The 19546-nt window shown below is 67.9% G+C and carries 19 protein-coding genes, 2 tRNA genes and 1 pseudogene (1 of these 22 running past the window's edge); 9 read left to right on the top strand and 13 right to left on the bottom strand.

What is annotated here, in order from left to right; all coding sequences use genetic code 11:
- The first annotated feature begins 187 nt into the window (after positions 1–187).
- Positions 188–598, top strand: coding sequence for a nuclear transport factor 2 family protein (locus ABOD76_RS06600; protein ID WP_350244011.1), 411 nt, complete (start codon positions 188–190; stop codon positions 596–598).
- A gap of 35 nt (positions 599–633) precedes the next feature.
- Here the strand turns inward: ABOD76_RS06600 and ABOD76_RS06595 are convergent.
- Positions 634–1754, bottom strand: a pseudogene (locus ABOD76_RS06595) (IS630 family transposase).
- Positions 1755–1859: 105 nt separating this feature from the next.
- On the opposite strand from ABOD76_RS06595, the gene ABOD76_RS06590 reads away from it, so the two are divergent.
- Positions 1860–2986 (top strand): IS630 family transposase gene (locus tag ABOD76_RS06590; RefSeq protein WP_433961775.1). Its coding sequence is split into 2 segments (ribosomal slippage): positions 1860–2280 and positions 2280–2986, totalling 1128 coding nucleotides; the frame shifts between segments, so codons are not numbered across the junction.
- 152 nt (positions 2987–3138) lie between these two features.
- On the opposite strand, the gene ABOD76_RS06585 is transcribed toward ABOD76_RS06590, so the two are convergent.
- From ABOD76_RS06585 to ABOD76_RS06570, 4 genes are all read right to left on the bottom strand, one after another.
- The gene (locus ABOD76_RS06585) at positions 3139–4557 is read right to left on the bottom strand and encodes a WD40 repeat domain-containing protein (RefSeq protein ID WP_350244009.1); all 1419 of its coding nucleotides are present in this window, start codon (positions 4555–4557) and stop codon (positions 3139–3141) included.
- A gap of 396 nt (positions 4558–4953) precedes the next feature.
- Positions 4954–5028: transfer RNA gene (locus ABOD76_RS06580), tRNA-Lys, on the bottom strand.
- 54 nt (positions 5029–5082) lie between these two features.
- Entirely contained in the window at positions 5083–6426 is a 1344-nt protein-coding gene (gene ffh, locus ABOD76_RS06575) for a signal recognition particle protein (RefSeq protein ID WP_350244008.1), read from the bottom strand.
- Between the two features lie 89 nt (positions 6427–6515).
- Positions 6516–6592, bottom strand: a tRNA-Met gene (locus ABOD76_RS06570).
- Positions 6593–6709: 117 nt separating this feature from the next.
- Between ABOD76_RS06570 and ABOD76_RS06565 the strand changes: the two genes are divergently transcribed.
- Entirely contained in the window at positions 6710–7801 is a 1092-nt protein-coding gene (locus ABOD76_RS06565) for a DNA glycosylase AlkZ-like family protein (protein WP_350244007.1), read from the top strand.
- Here the strand turns inward: ABOD76_RS06565 and fni are convergent.
- From fni to ABOD76_RS06545, 4 genes are read right to left on the bottom strand one after another with little or no spacing between them, the layout of a single operon-like run.
- On the bottom strand, positions 7791–8786 hold the full coding sequence (fni, locus tag ABOD76_RS06560) for a type 2 isopentenyl-diphosphate Delta-isomerase (protein ID WP_350244006.1): 996 nt from the start codon (positions 8784–8786) through the stop codon (positions 7791–7793). The two genes, ABOD76_RS06565 and fni, sit on opposite strands and share 11 nt — an antisense overlap.
- Positions 8783–8944, bottom strand: a complete 162-nt coding sequence (locus ABOD76_RS06555) for a hypothetical protein (RefSeq protein WP_350244005.1) — start codon at positions 8942–8944, stop codon at positions 8783–8785. Before ABOD76_RS06555 ends, fni begins: the two co-directional genes overlap by 4 nt.
- 25 nt (positions 8945–8969) lie before the next feature.
- Positions 8970–10157 (bottom strand): ABC transporter substrate-binding protein, encoded by a 1188-nt coding sequence (locus ABOD76_RS06550; protein WP_350244004.1) that lies wholly within the window; start codon positions 10155–10157, stop codon positions 8970–8972.
- Positions 10158–10200: 43 nt separating this feature from the next.
- Positions 10201–11160, bottom strand: a complete 960-nt coding sequence (locus ABOD76_RS06545; protein WP_350244003.1) for a transcriptional regulator — start codon at positions 11158–11160, stop codon at positions 10201–10203.
- A gap of 162 nt (positions 11161–11322) precedes the next feature.
- Between ABOD76_RS06545 and ABOD76_RS06540 the strand changes: the two genes are divergently transcribed.
- Together ABOD76_RS06540 and ABOD76_RS06535 are read left to right on the top strand one after the other, a co-directional pair.
- Positions 11323–11937: a sulfite oxidase-like oxidoreductase gene (locus tag ABOD76_RS06540; protein WP_350244002.1), complete on the top strand. Its 615-nt coding sequence runs from the start codon at positions 11323–11325 to the stop codon at positions 11935–11937.
- Positions 11912–12481: a mismatch-specific DNA-glycosylase gene (locus ABOD76_RS06535; RefSeq protein ID WP_350244000.1), complete on the top strand. Its 570-nt coding sequence runs from the start codon at positions 11912–11914 to the stop codon at positions 12479–12481. The genes ABOD76_RS06540 and ABOD76_RS06535 overlap by 26 nt, the downstream gene beginning before the upstream one ends.
- 7 nt (positions 12482–12488) lie before the next feature.
- Here ABOD76_RS06535 and lysA read toward each other — a convergent pair whose 3' ends face one another.
- Positions 12489–13634, bottom strand: a complete 1146-nt coding sequence (lysA, locus tag ABOD76_RS06530; protein ID WP_350243999.1) for a diaminopimelate decarboxylase — start codon at positions 13632–13634, stop codon at positions 12489–12491.
- A 97-nt stretch (positions 13635–13731) separates the two neighbouring features.
- Between lysA and ABOD76_RS06525 the strand changes: the two genes are divergently transcribed.
- From ABOD76_RS06525 to ABOD76_RS06515, 3 genes are read left to right on the top strand one after another with little or no spacing between them, the layout of a single operon-like run.
- On the top strand, positions 13732–14151 hold the full coding sequence (locus ABOD76_RS06525; RefSeq protein WP_350243998.1) for an isochorismatase family protein: 420 nt from the start codon (positions 13732–13734) through the stop codon (positions 14149–14151).
- A 55-nt stretch (positions 14152–14206) separates the two neighbouring features.
- The gene (hemL, locus tag ABOD76_RS06520) at positions 14207–15520 is read left to right on the top strand and encodes a glutamate-1-semialdehyde 2,1-aminomutase (protein ID WP_350243996.1); all 1314 of its coding nucleotides are present in this window, start codon (positions 14207–14209) and stop codon (positions 15518–15520) included.
- Entirely contained in the window at positions 15517–15945 is a 429-nt protein-coding gene (locus tag ABOD76_RS06515; protein WP_350243995.1) for a CoA-binding protein, read from the top strand. The genes hemL and ABOD76_RS06515 overlap by 4 nt, the downstream gene beginning before the upstream one ends.
- 13 nt (positions 15946–15958) lie before the next feature.
- Here the strand turns inward: ABOD76_RS06515 and ABOD76_RS06510 are convergent, their stop codons facing one another.
- Positions 15959–16570: a lysophospholipid acyltransferase family protein gene (locus tag ABOD76_RS06510; RefSeq protein ID WP_350243994.1), complete on the bottom strand. Its 612-nt coding sequence runs from the start codon at positions 16568–16570 to the stop codon at positions 15959–15961.
- Between the two features lie 84 nt (positions 16571–16654).
- Between ABOD76_RS06510 and ABOD76_RS06505 the strand changes: the two genes are divergently transcribed.
- Positions 16655–17200: a nucleoside deaminase gene (locus ABOD76_RS06505; protein WP_350243993.1), complete on the top strand. Its 546-nt coding sequence runs from the start codon at positions 16655–16657 to the stop codon at positions 17198–17200.
- Positions 17201–17203: 3 nt separating this feature from the next.
- On the opposite strand, the gene ABOD76_RS06500 is transcribed toward ABOD76_RS06505, so the two are convergent.
- Together ABOD76_RS06500 and ABOD76_RS06495 are read right to left on the bottom strand one after the other, a co-directional pair.
- Positions 17204–18661 (bottom strand): DEAD/DEAH box helicase, encoded by a 1458-nt coding sequence (locus tag ABOD76_RS06500; protein WP_350243992.1) that lies wholly within the window; start codon positions 18659–18661, stop codon positions 17204–17206.
- 218 nt (positions 18662–18879) lie between these two features.
- Positions 18880–19546: the 3' portion of a C39 family peptidase gene (locus ABOD76_RS06495; RefSeq protein WP_350243991.1), read on the bottom strand. Its footprint extends 302 nt past the window's final position; the window shows 667 of its 969 coding nt (coding positions 303–969); its start codon lies off the right edge, out of view — the gene reads right to left on this strand; it ends in the stop codon at positions 18880–18882.

The raw sequence follows: 19546 nt of genomic DNA, 5'->3' as shown, positions 1-19546 counted from the left end.
ATGGTCCCTGGCGTCCCACGATCCCCACTCGACCCAAGCGGAGCAACCGCACTACGGGTCACCTCCACTCCAGTTGCGTTTTGATCACGGCAGGAGCCTCCCCCAGCCCGGTTTAGGCGCCACAACCGTTCAGACGACGCATGACGAGTAGCACCGGGGCTGGTGGTTCAGCACGATACATTGAGGTATGACGCAGGTGACCGCCGATTTTGTCCGTGGGCTTGAACGCAGTCGCATCCGGGCGCTGGTCCGGGCCGATATGTCGACCGCTCACCTCATGCATACCCGTGATTTCCAACTGATCACCCCGGGAGGCACCCTGGTGACCAGGGAAGAGTATCTCGGTGATCTGACCGTCGGCCGATTGCGGTACGTGAGTTGGGAGCCTGGGACCGAGATGACGATACGCGTGTACCGTGACGCGGCCGTCCTCCAGTACAGGGCGCGAGTGGAGATTCGCGCCACGTCTCAGACGGCGTGGCAGGGCCTCGGGGACAGCGGGATGCCCTTCGACTGCTGGTTTATGAATGTCTACGAGCAGCGCGATGATCGGTGGCAGGCCGCCCAGTCACAGGCGACCGAGATTCGTTACGTGTAGTGGCAGGTCGTGTCCATCCTAGACGCGCACAGGCACTAGTGGTCTGAGTCAGAAGAACGCTGGGAATTTTTGGGTGAGAGGTAAGGCTCACAGAAGCGCTTGATGTTGGCCAGGATGTCATCGGCCGAACGGGTCCACACAAACGGCGTTGGCGCCTCGTTGGTCGAAGCGATGAAGGCGTCAATCGCCTGCTCGAGCGCGTTCTGGGACGTGAAGTTGCCGCGCCTCAAGCGCTTCCGGCTCAACAACGAGAACCACGACTCGACCAGGTTCAGCCACGAACCACTGGTGGGCGTGAAGTGGAAGTGCACGTTCGGATGGGCCAGCAGCCACGTCTGGATCGTCTTCGTCTTGAGCGTCACGTAGTTATCCAGGACGATGTGCACCGCGAGCTCCGCAGGGACCTGGGCGTATACGACATCGAGAAACGCCCGGAATTCTTCAGCCCGGTGGTGCGAGTAGCACTGCCCAATGACACTGCCAACCTTGGCATCCAACGCCGCGATCAGCGTGGTGATGCCATGCCGGACGTATGTGTGTCCGGTCGCCTCCGGTTGCCCTGGCCGCATCGGGAACGTCATGCTGCCGCGCTCCAGCGCCTGGATCTGCGGCTTCTCGTCGACGCACAGCACCAGGGCCCGATCTGGTGGGTTGAGGTACAGCCCGACAATGTCGCGTACCTTCTCGATCAAGAGTGGGTCCTTCGACAGGGTGAAGGACGACACCAGGTGAGGCCGCAGCCCGAACGCCTGCCAGATGCGATGCACGGCGCTCTGCGTCAGGCCACTGGCCTTGGCCATGCTGCGGGTACTCCACTCCGTCGCGTCTGCAGGGAGGGTATCCAGGGTCAAGCGGACGACCCGCTCCACCGCGTCGTCCTGGATGGTTCGTGGCGCGCCCGACTTGGGGGCGTCGCTCAGCCCTCAAGACGATGAACTGCAAAGCGGTTGCGCCAGGTGCCGACGGTATCGTCACACAGCCCGACCTGGGCACCGATCTCAGTGAGCGTCCATTCCGGATGATCCGCGCTCAGCAAAATCACCTTCGCGCGGGTCGCCAATCCGCGAGGGGTTTGACGTCGTCGAACCAAGCTGCTCAACACCTGCCGCTCGGTGTCGCTAAGGATGAGGGTGGGAGCGTGCCGGCCACGATGCATACGCCACCTCCACCCGCATCGTACGCCCGCCATTCCCAGCGTTCTTCTGCTTCAAACCACTAGTGGATTGTCAACAAAGGTCAGGGGCATCGGGTAGGCTAGGCCATGAAGCTGAGATACGCGGTGTATCTGGATGACGAGCAACGCGACGCCCTCAAGCGCCTGCTGAGCGCGGGCAAGACCCATGCTCGTCGCCTCACCCACGCTCGCATTCTCCTGGCGGCCGATAAGAACGGCCCTGCTCACTCCGATCAGGAGATCGTTGAGTTTCTGCACGTCAGTGACAACACCGCGTTCCGTGTTCGAAAGCGCTTCGTCGAAGGCGGCCTGGAGCACGCGCTCAACCACATGCACCCTCAGCACCTCAAGCCGCACACCCTGTCACCAGAAGCTGAAGCGCACCTCATCGCGCTCGCGTGCACGCCCGAGAAGGGTCAGTCCAGGATGTCGCTGCGTCTCCTTGCCGACAAGATGGTCGAGCTCGGGCACGTGGAGACAGTCAGTCACGAGACCGTGCGCAAAGCGCTGAAAAAAACGCGCTCAAACCGCATCTGAAGGAGCAGTGGGTCATCCCACCCCTCCAGAACGCTGCGTTCGTGGCCGCGATGGAGGATGTGCTGGATCTATACGCCAGACCCTACAACGCGTTCTTCCCGGTGGTGTGCTTCGATGAACGGCCCTGCCAGCTGATTGACGACGTCATGACGCCGTTGCCCCTGAAGCCAGGTCAACCGGAACGGTTTGACGACGAGTACGTCCGAAACGGGACTGCGAACGTGTTCGGGATGCTTGAACCCCTGACCGGGAGACGCTGGCTCAGGGTGACCGAGCAGCGCACGAAGCGTGACTTCGCTCACGCGATCAAGCACGTCGTCAACGTGCTTTACCCTGAGGCCGTGCTGATTCGGGTCGTACTGGACAACCTCAACACGCATTCGCTGGCGGCGTTGTACGAGACGTTTCCGGCGGCGGAGGCCCGATGCCTGGCGAAGAAGCTGGAGTTCCACTTCACACCGAAGCGCGGCAGTTGGCTGAACGCCGTGGAGATTGAGTTTGCGGCACTTTCGAAACAGTGTCTGGATCGGCGCATTGGGAGGATCGAGCGGTTGCGGGAGGAGGTAGAGGCGTGGTGTGAGCGTCGGAACGCACGGGGCGTGAAGGTGGAGTGGCGGTTTACCACGGAGGTGGCCCGTACGAAACTGGACCACCTCTACCCCTCAAATCAAAATTGACAATCCACTAGTGGTCTGAGTCAGAAGAACGCTGGGAATAACATTCCGACGAAAATCAGGCCGAACGCTTTACCGATCTGAACCCGAAGGACGGATTTGAAGAGCCTCCCCAAAAGACATCTGAATCAGTTCACTGGTCGCCGAGGTCAGTGCTACGGAATCCTCACCGTAAACGCCGTCATCTCGTCATCCAGCAACATCCGGTCGTTTCCGACCCACTCCAGCGTGACGGATATGGCGCTCCCATCGAACCACCAGACGGTCCGAGTCATCGGGCCAGCTGGCAAAAAATGCGTGACGCGAACACAGTCCGAATTGGCCATCTTGCCACATGGCCCCTCCCCATAGGTGGCCAGCGACGTGCTGTCCGGTGACCAGGACAAGTGAGACACATGGTCCGAGAGAGGGGTTGCTTTCGCGACCGGTCGCGCCGTGCGAGCGTCAAACACGACGACCGCTCCATCTCCATACCCGACGGCCACCCGGGCCCCATCTGGGCTGAGCGCCGCTGAGACCGGGACGCGGTCCCCAGCGCGTCGAACGAACCGGGCGCCGATGTGCTGTCCAGCCTTGTCGGCCAGCCAGGCACCCGCCGCCTTGAAGTCGTGCCCTGCCGTGGCGAGCTGTCCGTCGGCAAGCCGAGCGTACCGCTCTGGCGAGCAGAACGCCCGCCGACAGAACGTCACGGTGTTGTCCACCTGTTCCAGCACGTTGCCCGTTCGTGTATCTAGGACAACTCCACTTGGTTGATCTTGGCTGGTGACGAGGAGGCGGCCCTGCTCCTGAAGCCACACGGGCACTGGATGAGGCAAGGGCAACGCTGTCTGCCAGGCGGGTGTTCGTGATCCCGTGCGGACGAGGGTGACCCGCGAACCACCACCCAGGTTCTCAGCGATGACGATGGATGCTCGGTCTGGGGAGCGTTGGGCGAGTTCAATCGATGCGGTGTCACCCGTGAAGCGTGCCCAAATGTTTTGTACTGAATAGCCCCCGTAGATGGTCTGTTTCCCTGCGGTGAGGTGTTCCAGTCCATCCTGGAGGGCAGGTGCGATGAACTGGCTGGCGACGACATAGGCGACGACATAGACCCACTGAGGGAGCTTCGGAAACTGGACGTGCCGGCGTGGCTCCTGCGCATGGACTGTTCGAGGCTTGGTGGCGTCTGGTGGCTGGCTCAGGAGCCAGGACAACGCGGTTCCAATGGCGAGGGCACATAGTGCGACCGCCAGTGGAGAACCGAAGCTCACGTTCCTGGGCAGTAGCTGCTCGAACACCTGCACCGCGAAGGCGAAGGTCAGGTAATACAGCCACAGCGGAGGGAGGGACCAGACAATCAGATACGGCCGGTGGACTTTTAATGGGCGGGTAATCAGCCCTGCGGTAATGATCAGGCTGACCGCCACGGAGGCGAGCACCCCAAGCAGCACCATCGGGAAATTGGAACCGGGTCCGCGCATTCCCCCATCGAAAAAGACGCGACTGAATGCCCAGAACGAACCCCACATCCCAAGTCCAAACAGGATCCAGGAGGCATTGAGGAGCCCAAAGACGATCCAGCGAGAACGCGGCACGGGAGCAGTGTAGCGGTGGAACGTCCCCGTACCGGTCGCATTTGTGGCACGGGCGAACGACGCGCCACCGGGGCGCGTTACCCAGCCCACACGAGGCTTTAAGGGGAGTTGGTGATTTGATTGAGATGTGCTTTGAGTATTTTCTTCATGTCAGGCCTTGGTTTCGGATCGCTGAAGAGTTGGTCCTGCTCTTCGTCAGCGTGTTATCCCCAGCGTTCTTCTGACTCAGACCACTAGGAGCGGTGCAGCATGTGAACAGGGCGACTGTTGTTCATGGCCGCCTGGGCTGCTCCATTTTGGGCCAGTTGTGACGCCGTTGTGACAATCCAGGAATTGTGACGCTTCCAGATCAGGCATAGAGAAGCAAAAAACCCCGTTTAGGACGGGGTTTTTCTGTGGTGGGACGTGTAGGACTCGAACCTACAACCCGCTGATTAAAAGTCAGCTGCTCTACCATTGAGCTAACGTCCCACAGAATGGGCAGCGTCAGGCAGTATAGGCAGCCTCGGCAGGCGAGTCAAGGCGTTATTTTCGGCCGGGGAAGCTACCCAGCCCCGGCGGCAGCTTGGGCATCTTGGCGCCCGGCTTGCCTCCCTGCATACCCTGCAGCAGTTTCATCATGCCTTTCATCTGCTCGTGCATCTTGATCAGACGGTTGACCTCCTGCACGCTGCTGCCGGAGCCGCTGGCGATGCGGCGGCGACGCGAGGCGTTCAGGATGCCCGGATTGCGCCGCTCCTTGAGCGTCATGCTGGAGATCAACGCGTCGATCTTCTGGATCTGCTTCTCATCGACGTTGAAGCCCTCCGGCAGCGCGCGGCTCATCCCGGGAATCAGCTTCATCAGTTCGCCCAGCGGCCCCATCTTGCGGATCTGGCGCAGCTGTGTAAGTAGATCCTCCAGATCGAACTCACCGGCCTTCTTCATCTCCATCTGGGCCAGGTCGGCCTGCTGCGCCCGCTCAATTAGGCCCAGCACGTCGCCCATGCCCAGGATGCGCCCGGCCACCCGGTCCGGGTAGAACGGTTCCAGGCCATTCAGTTTCTCGCTGGTGCCAGCGAAGTAGATCGGCTTGCCGGTCTGGAAGCGGGCGGAGAGGGCCGCACCGCCGCGGGCGTCGCCGTCCATCTTGGTGATGATCAGACCGCTCAGCGACACCCGCTCATCGAAGGCTTTGGCCACGTTCAGCGCTTCCTGACCGGTCATGGCGTCCACCACCAGCAGCGTCTCGGTTGGCTGCATGGCCCCGCTCAGGTCAGCTAGCTGATCCATCAGCGCCTCATCAATCTGCAGGCGGCCCGCCGTGTCCACGATGACCAGGTCGCGGAAGTCAGTCTTCAGGAAGTCCTGTACGCGCTGGCGGGTCTGAGCCGGCGTCTCACCGTTGGCCACCTCCAGCACTGGCACGCCCACCTGCTGCCCGAGGGTCCGCAGCTGCTCACGGGCGGCCGGGCGCTGGGTGTCGGCGGCCACCAGCAGCACCCGGCGCCCCTTGCTCTTGTAGAACTGGGCCAGCTTGCCGCTGCTGGTGGTTTTGCCGGCACCCTGCAGCCCCACCATGAAAAACACATTGCCCTCGTTCTTGAGGGTCGGCTGGTGGGCCGTGCCGCCGAGCGTCTCGATCAGCTCGTCGTGCACCACCTTCACCACCTGCTGGCCGGCGGTCAGGCTGCCCAGCACCTCGGTGCCCACCGCCTTCTCGCTGACGCGGGCCACAAAGTCACGGGCCACGCCGAAGTTCACGTCCGCTTCCAGCAGCGCCATCCGGATTTCGCGCATGGCCGCCTTGACCTGAGTTTCGGTCAGGGTACTTTCGCGGCGCAGGCGTTCCAGAATGTCCTGGAGCTTGTTTCCGAGGGTCTCGAACATAACGGTCAGGCTAGCACGCAGGCCACACAGAGAAGGTTACGCAGCTCGCCACATGACAAAGTCCCCGCCACGGGGGACGGGGACTTCTTTGGTTGCAGGGACAGGATTTGAACCTGCGACCTCCGGGTTATGAGCCCGACGAGCTACCAGACTGCTCTACCCTGCGATACCTTCGGCCTGCTGCCCGGGAGGGCGGTTTCAGGCGCTCAAAAATACTAGCGCTGCATCGGCAGGCTGTCAAGGGGCCACGGCGAGGGCCATGGCCTTCAGGTATCCTGCCGGCGTGAATCCCGCCCCGACCCTGGCTCAGCTGCGCTCTGCGGCCCTGGGTCACACCTTATGGCCCCGCACCGGTCTGCAGGCGGCCATCACGCGGCTGGGCTTCGTGCAGGCCGACCCGATCCGCGCGCCGGCCCGCGCCCAGGACCTGATCCTGATGCAACGGGTGCGCGGGTACCGGGCCGGCGACCTGGAACGCCGCTACGCCCAGCTGGACGTGGAGGAGGACGTGCTGCCCAACTACGGGTTCGTGACGCGCGAGGTGCAGCGGCTGCTTCATCCGCGCCAGCACCGCCCGCTGCGGATCGAAACCGAGGCGCCGGGGCTGCTCGAGCAGGTGCTGGCGCTGGCCCAGCCGGGTGCGTCGCTGCATCCCCGCGAGGTGGAGGCGGCGCTGGGGCGGCAGGCGGTCAGCAACGCCTGGGGTGGCCAGAGCAGCGCCAGCACCCGCGCGCTGGATGCCCTGCACTACCGGGGCCATCTGCGGGTGGTGAGGCGGGACAGTGGCGTGCGGGTGTACGGACCGGCCACGCATCTGCAGGCGGCCGAGCCGCTGACGGTGGAGCAGCGGACGCGCGGCGTGGTGCTGTTGCTGGCCCGGCTGTACGGCCCGCTGCCGCAGGCGAGCCTCGGGTACCTGCTGTCGCTGTGCGGCTATGGCCTGCCGGGCCTGAAGGCCGACCTGAGGGCCGCCCTGAAGGCGGCGGTGGGCGAGACGCTGGCCCACGCCCGGCTGGATGGGGTGACCTATCTGTGGCCGGCGGATGCCTCCCTGGACGCGACCGCGTCGCCGGGGGTGCGGCTGGTGGCCCCTTTCGACCCGCTGGTGTGGGACCGCCGCCGCTTTGCCCTGCTGCACGGCTGGACCTACCGCTTCGAGGCCTACACTCCGCCGGCAAAGCGGGTGATGGGCTATTACGCCCTGCCGGTGTTTCACCATGAGCGGGCGGTGGGCTGGGCCAACCTGAAGGTGGTGGCCGGCGAGCTGACTAGCGAGGTGCAGTTGATCCCCGGGGTGAGGCACACGGCGGCCTTCACCCGGGGTCTGGACGCCGAACTTGCGCGTTACCGGGCGTTCCTGGGCCTCAGCTCCTGAGGGCGGCCACGTCCGGGTAGCCGCCCACAAAGAGGGCGGTCTGCAGCTCGTCCAGCAGCTGCCGCAGCTGCGCCTCCACCGCCTCGCTGCTGTCCAGGGCGGCCGGCAGCAGGGGCCGGGCCAGCGCCACCACATCGGCCCCCAGCCGCAGGGCGCGCGCGGCGTCCAGTCCGCTGCGGACGCCCCCGGAGGCGATCAGCGGCATGGTGGGCAGGCCGGCCCGCACCTCGCGCAGCGCCTGGGCAGTGGGAATGCCCAGTTCGCACAGGTCCGGGCTGCGCACCCGGCCCAGCTCCACCAGCTGTTCCACCCGCGCCCAGCTGGTGCCGCCGGCTCCGGCCACATCCAGCGCCGCGAAACCCACGTCCGCCACCTGCCGGGCCACCTCCGCGCCCAGGCCATGCCCGACCTCCTTGAGCAGCACCGGAAACGGCACCTCCGGCACCACCCGGCGCAGCTGCTCCAGCACCCCGGCCCAGCGGGTGTCGCCGCCCGTCTGCAGCGCCTCTTGCAGCGGATTGAGGTGGATGGCCAGCGCGTCGGCCCCCACGGTCCGGATGGCCCGTTCCAGGCTGGCGGCCCCGTGCCCGCGCAGCAGCTGCGCCGCGCCCAGGTTCCCGATCAGCAGAATGTCCGGTGCGACCTCGCGCACCTGGAAGCTGGCCGCCGCCTCGGGGCGTTCCAGCATCACCCGCTGGCTGCCCAGCATCATGCCCAGCCCCAGCCGCTGGGCGGCGGCCGCCAGGTTGCGGTTGATCAGCGCGGCGCGCTCGGCCCCGCCGGTCATCGCCCCGATCAGGACCGGCGCGCGCAGCGGGCGGCCCAGAAACCGGGTGTCCAGCCGCACCTCGTCGCGGTTCAGCTCCGGCAGGGCGCGGTAGGACCACGGCACCTCGCGCAGGCCGGTGGTCACGGTCTGGTACTGCGAGTCGTCCAGCAGGCAGGCGTCCAGATGGCGCAGTTTGCGCGTCTCGATGTCGGTCACCGGATGCCGCTTCCCAGCGCGACCGTCACGGCGGTGAGCAGCGGAATCAGGGCCGCCAGCAGCCAGACGGTGAGGGCGCGGGCCGGCCCCGGGCGCAGCAGCAGGGCCAGCAGTCCCAGGACGGCCAGCACGGTCAGCGCGAGGTACACAGCATTCATCTGAGGCATTGTAGCGGGGAGCGGGCTACGGCTGGGTGGCCCGGCGCTGCGCGTCCTGCAGGGCCGCCTCGGCACTCTGGCGGCCACTCAGGGCGCTGCTGATGGCCGCCTCCAGCAGCGGCTGCCAGCGGCTGTACTGCGGCGCGGTGGGGCGCGGCTGGGCCATCAGCAGCTGATCGGCCGCCGCCCGGCGCGCCGAGCCCGGCGCCTCGGCGCTGCTCAGGCGGGCCTGGACGCTGCGGCGCGGCGACAGGTAGCCGGTGGCCTTGACCCAGCTGTTCAGGCGGGCCGGGTCCATCAGGTAGCGCCAGAAGGCCAGCGCTCCGGCCTGCTCCGCGGCCGGCGTGCCCCGGGGCACCACCAGATTGGCGCCGCCCAGCGGGGGCGCGCAGCGTTTCTCGCAGGGAAACGGCGCCACGCCCAGCTGAATGAACGGCAGCCGGGCAAAGTCGTTCTGGTTGGCGATGCTGGCCACGGCCATCACGTTCTGTCCGCGCGTGAAGTCCAGCGCCGCGCCCACCACCTGATCCAGCGTGCGCGGCTGGGCCGTGCCGGCACGCACCATGCGTGTCAGCTGCTCCAGCGCCGCCACCGCTTCCGGCGAGTCGAAGGCCGGACGGTTCCCCTGCACCAGCTGACCGCCCCGAACCGCCACCAGCCCCTCGAAGGTCCAGGCGTCGGCCACCGCCACCAGCGGCCGGCGCCCGCCCGTCTTCAGCCGCTGCGCCGCCGTCTCCAGCTCGCTCCAGGTGGCCGGGGCACTCACGCCCGCCTTGCGGAACGCGCCCGCGTTGTAGTACAGCACCGGCACGCTGACGTTCCAGGGCAGGCCGTAGCGGTGGCCCTCCACCTCACCGGCCCGCCAGACAGCCGGATAGAGGTCCTGCGTCAGTGCTGGTGGCAGGTCGTCGGCGGCGCGGTCCAGCGGCTCCAGCTGGCCCTGCGCGGCCAGCGCCGTGAAGGTGGTGAACTCGGCCTGGAACAGCGCTGGGGCGGTGCCGGCCTGCAGCGCGTCCTGCAGCCGGGCGGCGGCCTCCCGGTAGTTGCCCACCGCCTTGGCCGTCACCACGTACTGCGTCTGCGAGCGGTTGAAGTCGCTGGCATAGCCCTCGATCAGGCTGGAGACGCCCTGCATGCTGTGCCAGAAGACAACGGGAGTGGGCGCGGCCCCGGCGGTGCCGAGCAGCAGGGTCAGGGTGAGCAGCGGTTTCACCCGTTCAGTCTAGAAGCGCCGGATGATCGGCGCTTGATGGCCGTTACTCGGCCGGCGCGGTGATGGCGTCCGGCACCGGCATGTCCGTCTCCAGCCGGCCGCGCAGCAGCAGCCGCATCCGCTGGCCCAGCCGCTTGTAGATCGGCGGGGCATGGTGCTTGCTGAAGTCCACCGTGGCCAGCTCGCTGCCCACGTCGAAGCCGTAGCGCTGCGTCAGGAAGTAGCGGTGGTCCATCATCCACAGGTACAGGTCGGCCTCGGTGCGGCCCGGGAAGCGCGCCAGCACCTCGTGCTTGTGCATCTGTTCCACCATGCGCGCGTACAGGCGCACGTACCAGCTGCACACCGCTTCCTCCCACGCCACGTCGCGGCCGTGCTTGCGGTCCAGGTAGTACTTGCGGGTCTGGATGTGCTCCACCACCTTCTGGTAGCGGCCCGGCGTGGTGAACAGGATCTCCAGGTGGTCCGGCATCAGCTCGTTCAGGCGCGTGAACTTCAGGAAGTCGGCGTACTCGCCCTTGATGATCAGGTCCTTGAGCGTGTCGCCCGGCTCCGGCGGCACCGTCACGTGCAGTTCGATCACCTGCGCGTCGATGTAGGCCTGCCCCTGGCGGCGCGCCACCGAGACCCGGTGGTTGCCGTCCTTGACGAAGTACAGCTCACCCACCTTGTACACCTGGATCGGCGGCAGTTCCTTGCCGTTCAGCTGCGCCGAGCGCACCCCGATCCAGCGCTCGTCCAGGTGCTGTTCGCGCGGCAGGTAGTAGCGGTCGAACTCGCGGTACCGGTCCACCGACCCCACGATCTTCTCGGTGGGGATCGCCTGGGTGCCCAGCTGATACTCCGCGTCCGGGTGCAGGTGGCGCACCCAGTCGAAGGGAATCAGACCGGTGCTGGGGGTCCGGCGCAGCACGTCCAGGAAGTCGTGGATATCGGCGGTCAGCCGTGCCCGTTCGACCTCGCTTCTGGCCCGCTGTCTGTTGAACCGTTCGTTGCCTGACATGTGGTGCTCCCTGCGGGGCGCTTCCCCGACTTGGTGTCCATTGTACACCTGCTCCCTGACAGCCTTCTGTCCCGTGGTCATGTGGGGGTCAATGGGCTTTAGAAAGTGTTTAGAGTGTGCTTTCCGTCCCCAGGTGAAGCAGGGTGGACGGTCAAATGAAGCATGCTTGGACGCTTTTTCAAGAAGCCTGCCGACGACATGGACGGCCGGGTGCCGCCCGGACAGACGCTCACGGCCCGCTTTCCGGTGCTGACGTATGGCCCGGTGCCGCGCTACGCCCTGGAGGACGTGACGGTGCGCATCTTCGGACTGGCCGAGGAGCAGACCTTCCGCTGGAGCGACCTGCAGGCGATGGAGCAGACCACCCTCACCTACGATATCCACTGCGTGACCCACTGGAGCAAGCTGGATACCACCTGGACCGGCGTGAGCGTGCCGGAGCTGATGCGGCACGTGCAGCTGAAGCCGGGCGCCACCCACGTGATGGTGCACAGCGTGGGCGGCTACACCACCAACCTCTCGCTGGACGACTTCGTGCGTGACCTGAACCTGCTGGCCTACCGCTTCGGCGAGACGCCCGACACGGTGGCGCCGCTGGAGACGGAGCACGGCGGGCCGATGCGGCTGGTGGTGCCGCACCTGTACTTCTGGAAGAGCGCCAAGTGGATCAACGGCCTGGAGTTCATCAGCGCCGACGCGCCCGGGTTCTGGGAGCGCAACGGGTACCACATGCGCGGGGACCCCTTCAAGGATGAGCGCTACGGCGACGGACTCTGACCCGGGCGGGTTGCCGGACACGTCCGGCTACTTAGTCCCGGATCTGCTGCAGCCGGGCCTGACGCTGATAATCGTGGGGTCTGCGCCCAGCACCATCAGCGCGCGGGCCCGGGCGTACTACGCCAACCCACAGAACAAGTTCTGGCGCACGCTGCACGCGGCGGGCCTGACGCCCCGGCTGTTCTCGCCACAGGACTACCCTCAGCTGCTGCCGCTGGGCATCGGCCTGACCGACCTGGCCAAGCGCCACGCCGGCATCGACTCGGCGCTGCCCAAGGAGGCGTGGAGCCGCCAAGAGCTGCACGCCAAGCTGAGTCACTACCGTCCCCGCATGGTGGCCTTCACCAGCAAGCGGGCGGCCTCGGAGGGGCTGGGGGTGCCCACCGGGCGGCTGCCGTATGGCCTTCAGGCGCAGCCGTTTCTGGGCGTGGAGGTGTGGGTGATGCCGTCCACCAGCCCGCTCGCCGACACGCATTTCCAGCTGGAGCCGTGGCTGCGGCTGGGCGAGCGCTTCCGGGAGCTGAGCCGCACGCCGCCCGGCTGAGGCGCGCTCAGCCTGCGGCTTCCTCGGCCGCCCAGATCGCTTCCAGCGGCTCGCGCTGCCGGATCAGGGTCCAGGTCTGGCCGTCCCACAGCGCCTCGGCCGGCCGGGGGCGGGTCAGGTAGGTGCTGCTCATGGCGGCTCCGTAGGCGCCCGCCTCGAGAATCGCCAGCAGGTCGCCGCGCTGGGCGCCCGCCGGCAGCGTGACGTCGCGGCCCAGCAGGTCGCCGCTCTCGCAGGCGGGACCGGCCAGATCCGAGACGCCGGGCGCACCCTCCCACAGCGCGCGCACCGGATGCTCGGCGCCGTACAGCATCGGGCGCAGCAGCTCGGTCATGCCGGCGTCCAGCAGCGTGAAGTCGCGGCCAGTGGCCTTGGTGCCCATCACGCGGGTGAGCAGCACGCCGCTGCGGGCCACCAGGTAACGCCCCGGTTCGACCCACAGCTGCGCCCCGAACGCGGCTGCAGCCTGCCGCGCCTCGGCCGCGATGCCGCCCAGGTCGGCGTCCAGGCCCCAGCCGCCGCCCACGTCCAGCACCTCCAGCGGACCGGTCACCCGGCTCAGCTCTGCCACCCGCCCAAACGCCGCCCGGAAATCGGCGGCGTCCCGGATGGCGCTGCCGATGTGCAGGTGCAGGCCGCGCAGCCGGTGGCCGCCCGAGGCCAGGGCGGCCAGCAGGTCCGGGAGCTGGTCTGGCCGCACCCCGAACTTGCTGTGTGCCGCCCCGGTGGCGAGGTGGTCGTGGGTACTGACGCTCAGCGCCGGATTGACCCGCACCAGCACGCTGGAGGCGGGCGGCAGCAGCGCGACCTCACCAGGCCGGTCCACGATGAAGGTGGCGCCCAGCTCACCACCCAGCCGGTACTCCTCGTCGCTCTTGGCCGGGCCGTTGACCAGCACCCGGTCGCCGCTGGCCCCGATGTGCGCCGCGCGGCCCAGTTCCCCCAGGCTCACGCACTCGAAGCCCACCCCGGCCCCGTACAGCCGCCGCAGCAGCGTCAGGTTGGGATTGGCCTTCATCGCGTAGTAGATGCGGGCGCCAGGAAAGGCGGCCTGCACCCGGGCCAGGGCGGCGTCCAGCTCCTGTGCATCGTAGGTGTAGAGCGGGGTCCCGTAGGTGTCGGCGGCCTGACGCAGCTGTTGATCGGAGAGCATGGGCTCCATGGTAGGCACCCAGAGGGCTGTGGGGAAGCGGGCGGGCTTCTGGGCACATGCTGCAATGTGCTGCCGGGCCAGCCCCTATCATCCGGCCATGACCGCCCAGGCCCTGATCGTGCTGCATGCCCAGCGTCACCGGCTGGACGACCGCCCCATCACCGACCCGCTGCTGCAGCAGGCGCGGCGGCAGATCGCGCAGGCCCGGCAGCAGGGCATCCTGGTGGTGTACCTGCAGCACGACGGGCAGGAGGGTGACCCGGACCAGCCGTTTACCCGCGGCTGGACGCTGCACCCGGAGTTCCGGGCCGAGGCCGGCGACCTGCTGCTGCGCGTCACCGACGACGACGCCTTCCAGGGCAGCCGCCTGGACGCCGAACTGCGCCACCTGGGCGTGCAGACGCTGACGCTGCTGGCGCTGGACGCGGGCGGCGCGGCGCGGGCCGCCACCGCCCGGACCGCTGAGGCGCTGGGCTACGTGCTGGCGCAGGCCGAGCCCATTCTCTCGGCTGACTGAAGGCCAGCCCACACGGCTCACAGCATCCGGCGAATCTGGCGGGTAATGTAGGCGAATGACCGTCACCACACAGACCACCCAGTCCGAGCGGCTGTTCGAGCGCGCCCGCCGCGTCACGCCGGGCGGTGTCAACAGTCCGGTGCGGGCCTTCAAGTCGGTGGGGGGCGTGCCGCGCTTCATCGATCACGCGGACGGGGCCTACCTGACCGACGTGGACGGCGCCCGTTACATTGACCACATCGGGAGCTGGGGGCCGATGATCCTGGGCCACAACCATCCGGCGGTCCGCGAGGCCATTCTGGAGGCGGCGCAGGGTGGCACCAGCTTCGGCGCGCCCAGCGTGCGCGAGGTGGAGCTGGCCGAGCTGGTGACGCGCCTGACCGGCGCCGAGAAGGTGCGCTTCGTGAACAGCGGCACCGAGGCCACCATGAGCGCCCTGCGGCTGGCGCGCGGTTACACCGGGCGCAAGTACACGGTCAAGTTCCGCGGCAACTATCACGGCCACTTCGATGGCCTGCTGGTGGAGGCTGGGAGCGGCCTGATGACCAACGCCGACCGGCTCGGGACAGCGGCCCCCAGCAGCGCGGGCGTGCCGGAGGAGTACGCCGGCCTGACCCTGGTGGCCGACTACAACGACCCGGACGCGCTGGACCAGCTGATGCGCGAACGCGGCGCCGAGATCGCCGCCGTGATCTTCGAGCCGGTGGTGGGCAACGCGGGCGTGTTGATCCCCACGCCCGACTTTGTGGACGCCCTGCAGCGGGTGCAGCAGGTGGGCGCGCTGCTGATCGCCGACGAGGTGATGACCGGCTTCCGGCTGGGCCTGCAGGGCGCCTGCGGGCTGCTGGGCCTGCAGCCGGACCTGATCTGCTGGGGCAAGATCATCGGCGGCGGGCTGCCGGTGGGCGCTTACGGCGGCCGCGCGGACGTGATGGATTTCGTGTCCCCGCAGGGGCCGGTGTATCAGGCCGGCACCCTGAGCGGCAATCCGCTGGCGATGGCGGCGGGCCTGGCCACCTTGAGGCTGCTGGAGGCCGACCCGGACGTGTACGCGCGGCTGGATGGGTACACCCTGCGCCTCGCTGAAGGGTTGCAGGCGGCGGCCCAGGCGGCCGGCGTGATCATCAGCATCAACCGCATCGGCAGCATGCTGACGGTGTTCTTCCACCCCGGCCCGGTGCGGTCCTACACCGACGCTGCCCAGGCCGACACCGCCGCCTTTGCCGCGTGGTTCCAGGGCCTGCTGGCGCGCGGGGTGTACTGGGCGCCCAGCCAGTTCGAGAGCATCTTCATCAGCTCGGCCCACGGCGACGCCGAGCTGGAGGCCACACTCACGGCGGCGCGGGCCGCCTTTGGAGAACTGCGATGACGGTTCTGACAAGCGTACCGGATGTGGTGGAGGTGCTGCGCTCCAGCCATGTGGTGGCGGTGGTGGGCTTTCACCGCGACCCGATGAAGCCGGCGTACTACGTGCCGGAGTACCTGTACCGCCAGGGCTACACGGTGCTCCCGGTCAATCCGGCGCTCAGCGCGCGTGGCGAGCAGTACTTCGGGCACCCGGCGGTGGCGACCCTGGCGCAGCTGCAGACGCCGGTGGACGTGGTGGAAATCTTCCGCCGCTCCGACAAGGTGCATGAGCACCTCGACGACATCCTGAGCATGCAGCCGCTCCCGAAGGTGGTCTGGATGCAACAGGGCATCCGTGACGATCAGGTGGCGCGGGCGCTGACCGAGCACGGCATCGCGGTGATCCAGGACCGCTGCATGCTGGCCGACCACCGGCAGTACCTGTAGCGGCCAGCGGGCGTCAGAACGGCTGGCTCAGCCGCTCGATCTCGCTGCCGATGCGGGCGGTCAGGTCCTTCACGCCGCCGCTCGGCAGGATCGGCGGCCCGAAGCGCACCACCCAGGTCTTGCCCGACAGGTGCAAGCCGGTCGGCGTGATGGGCGCCTTGCTCTTCAGCGCCAGCAGCGCGGCGCCGCCCTGCAGCTCCTTGCCGCCACGGGTGCCCTCCGGGAAGATGCCCAGGGTGCCCTCGGCCTGCAGGATTCTCAGCGCGTTGCGGATGGCCCCCAGGTCGTTGGTGGTGCGGTCCACCGGGAAGCTGCCGCCGCCCAGGATGATGCGCCCGATGACGCCCCGGAACAGTTCCTTCTTGGCCATGAACTGCACGTAGCGGCCGCGCGGCAGCGACTGGGCGATCAGGAACGGGTCCAGGGTGCTGACGTGGTTGCCGGCAATGATCAGCCGGCCGCTCTCCGGAATCAGGTCGCGGCCGTGCACATGTACGTGCTGGCCGCGCAACAGGGTAGGAATCCGGGTGGCCTGCACCACCAGGTGATACATCAGCGGGTGGACCACCGGCCCGGTCTGTTCGGACGGCGCGTGGCGCGGCGCCTGGGGAGTGCTCTGGGTCATGCCCACAGGATAGATGGTGGGCCAGCGCTCAGGATCAAGGTTGTGCCGGTAGCCGCTCCCACGCGGCCGCTCTACAGTCCGGGTATGGATCAGCAACAGGACAGGGAAGTGCAGGACCGCCAGTTTCTGCAGGAGGCGCTGCGGCTGGCCCGTGAGGGGCAGGCGGCGGGCAGTTCGCCGGTCGGGGCGGTGCTGGTGGACGCCCAGGGGCAGGTGGTGGCGCGTGGCCGCAACCGCACCGGCGAACCGTTCGGCCCGGACCACGTGGGCCACGCCTCGGTGTCGCATGCCGAGATGGACGTCTTTTTTCAGGCGGGCAAGCTCAAGGACCCCGAGACGCTGACGCTCTACACCAGCCTGGAGCCGTGCCTGATGTGCGGCGGCGCCAGCGCCCTGCTGCAGCTGGGCCGGCTGGTGTGGGCCACCGACGACCCGTGGGGTGGGTCGGGGCGGCTGATCCGCTGGGAAGACCATCCGGCCATGCAGACCACCCGCGTCACGCCCACCCCCTACCCGGACCTGGAACACGAGGGCGCCGCGCTGTTTGCCACAGAAGCAAAACGAGCCTTCCCGGAGGAAGGCTGGTCGTTGTGGCGGAAGCGGTATCCGCAGGAGACAGAGGGCGTCTAGGGCTCAGCCCTGACGTGGGCCGCCGCGGCCCCGGCCACCGCGGCCACGCTGGCCGCCAGAACGGTTGCCGCCCGCCTCACCCGGCTGCGACGCCACGGTACTGTAGCGCGCGTTCTCGGCGGCGGGGGCGCGCTGGCCACCGCTGCGGTTGCCCTGAGCGCTGCCAGAAGCGGCCCCCTGAGGACGTCCGCCCTGACCCTGCCCCCGGCCCGGCTGACCCTGACCGCGGCCCTGGCCGTTGCGCTGGGCGCGGTGGGCCGCCAGGCGCTGCGAGAGCGGCACCTCCAGCTTCTCGTCGCTGCGGGCGCTGTAATCGAAGCCTTCCAGCCGGGCGCGCTCGATGCCCTTGCCGGTGAAGCGCTCGATGGCGCGCAGCTCGTTCTCTTCCTGCGGGCTGAACAGCGTAATCGCCGTGCCGCTCTTGCCGGCGCGGGCGGTGCGGCCCGCACGGTGCACGTAGTCCTCGGCGCTCACCGGCACGTCGAAGTTGATCACGTGGCCCAGCGAGTCCACGTCAATGCCGCGCGCCGCGATGTCGGTGGCGACCATCACGCGGTACTTGCCGCTCTTGAAGCCGCCCAGCGCCTCGGTGCGGGCACTCTGCGAGCGGTTGCCGTGGATGCGCGTGACCGAGATGCCGGCGCGTTCCAGCTTCTCGGCCACCCGGTTGGCGCGATGCTTGGTGCGGGTGAACACCAGCGCCTGCTCCACGTCGCTGCCGGCCAGCAGCTGCGCGGTCAGGTCCACCTTCAGCTCGCTGCTGACCGGGTAGGCCAGCTCACGGATGCGCTCGGCGGGCTTGCCCTGGTGCTGCACGCCCACCCGCAGCGGCGAGCGCTGGAAGTCGCGGGCCAGCTTCTCGATATCGCTCGGCATGGTCGCGCTGAACAGCATCGTCTGGCGCTCTGAAGGCAGCGTCTTCAAGATGCGGCGGATGTCCGGCAGGAAGCCCAGGTCCAGCATCCGGTCGGCCTCGTCCAGCACCAGCACCTCGATGCGGCCCAGGTCGGCGTTGCCCTGGTTGATGTGGTCCAGCAGCCGCCCCGGGGTGGCGATCACCAGTTCGGTGCCAGCCCGCAGCGCCGTGGCCTGCGGATTCTGGCCCACCCCACCGAAGATGCTGACCACCTTGAGCGGCAGCTCGGCCGTCAGGGCGCGGGCCACCTCCTCAATCTGGGCGGCCAGTTCGCGGGTGGGAGCCAGCACCAGCGCGCGGGTGTGGCGCTTGCCGGTGGAGGGGGTGCTCATCAGGCGTTCCAGCAGCGGCAGCAGGAAGGCGACCGTCTTGCCGGAGCCGGTGGCGGCGGTGCCCAGCACGTCGCGGCCCTGGCGGGCCGGCGGCAGGCTCAGGGCCTGGATCTCGGTGGGCTGGGTGTAGCCGAGCTTGGTGATGGCGCGGTCCAGGGCCGCCGGAAGCTGCAGGTCCTGAAAAGTAAAGGTGGGGGTCAGGGTTTCGGGCATGGGCATCCTTCAGTGACCGCAGGGGTCACAGGGGTGGTGAATGGCGCGTCCATACCGCCCTGCGGACCCGGCCGCCTGAACAGAAGTGTTCGGCAGTGCCGGATTGCGGCATGGTGCAGCCCCGAATTTCTGGCCCGACAAGGAGACAGCGGGCCGCTCCTCTCTATAGTGACAGGTTGCGGCCCGCCGTGCACGGTGACAGGTTGCAGTTGGGCGCTTCAGCGGTTCAGGTCGGCCAGGGCGATGCGGGCCGCCGGGTAGCCGGAACGCAGCTGCAGCGCGGCCTGAAGATCGGTGTGCGCCTGCGCCTTCCGGCCGAGTGCGGCGTAGGCCCGGCCGCGCCAGTACAGCGCCTCCTCGTGGTCGGGGGCGTCCCGCAGCACCCGGGTGGCCAGCCGCACCACATCCGCGTACTGCCCGGTGCGCAGGTACGCCTCGTAGATCTCGAAGCGGTACCACAGAAAGCGCCACGGCAGACCGCCTTGTACGCGGCCGGGCCGGGTGGGGTCCAGCTGCGGGTCCGGCGGCGCCGCCTCGGCCGCCTGGAAGTCGCGGGTGGCCCCGGCTGCGTCGCCCAGCCGCAGCCGTATGGCCGCGCGGTTGTACAGCGTGACCGCGTCGTGCGGCCGGTTATCCAGCGCCAGCCCGGCCCGCTTCAGGGCATAGGGGCCTAAGAGTTCCGGGTCAGCGTGAAAGTTCAGCGTTCGCTGTAGCGTGTCCCGCTGGTCGGGCGGGTACACCACCAGATAGCTGCCCAGATAGGCGCGCCAGTCGTTGAAGAAGCGGGTGTAATCCATCCGCACCTTGGGGCCGTAATAACTGTCCAGGGCGCTGAAGCTGCGGGCTGCGTCGTCATAGCCGGTCAGCAGGCGGTAGTGACCCATG

It is taken from the genome of Deinococcus sonorensis KR-87 (genome assembly GCF_040256395.1).
GTDB classification, from domain to species: Bacteria; Deinococcota; Deinococci; order Deinococcales; family Deinococcaceae; genus Deinococcus; species Deinococcus sonorensis.
This window is presented reverse-complemented; position numbering and strand designations above follow the sequence as displayed.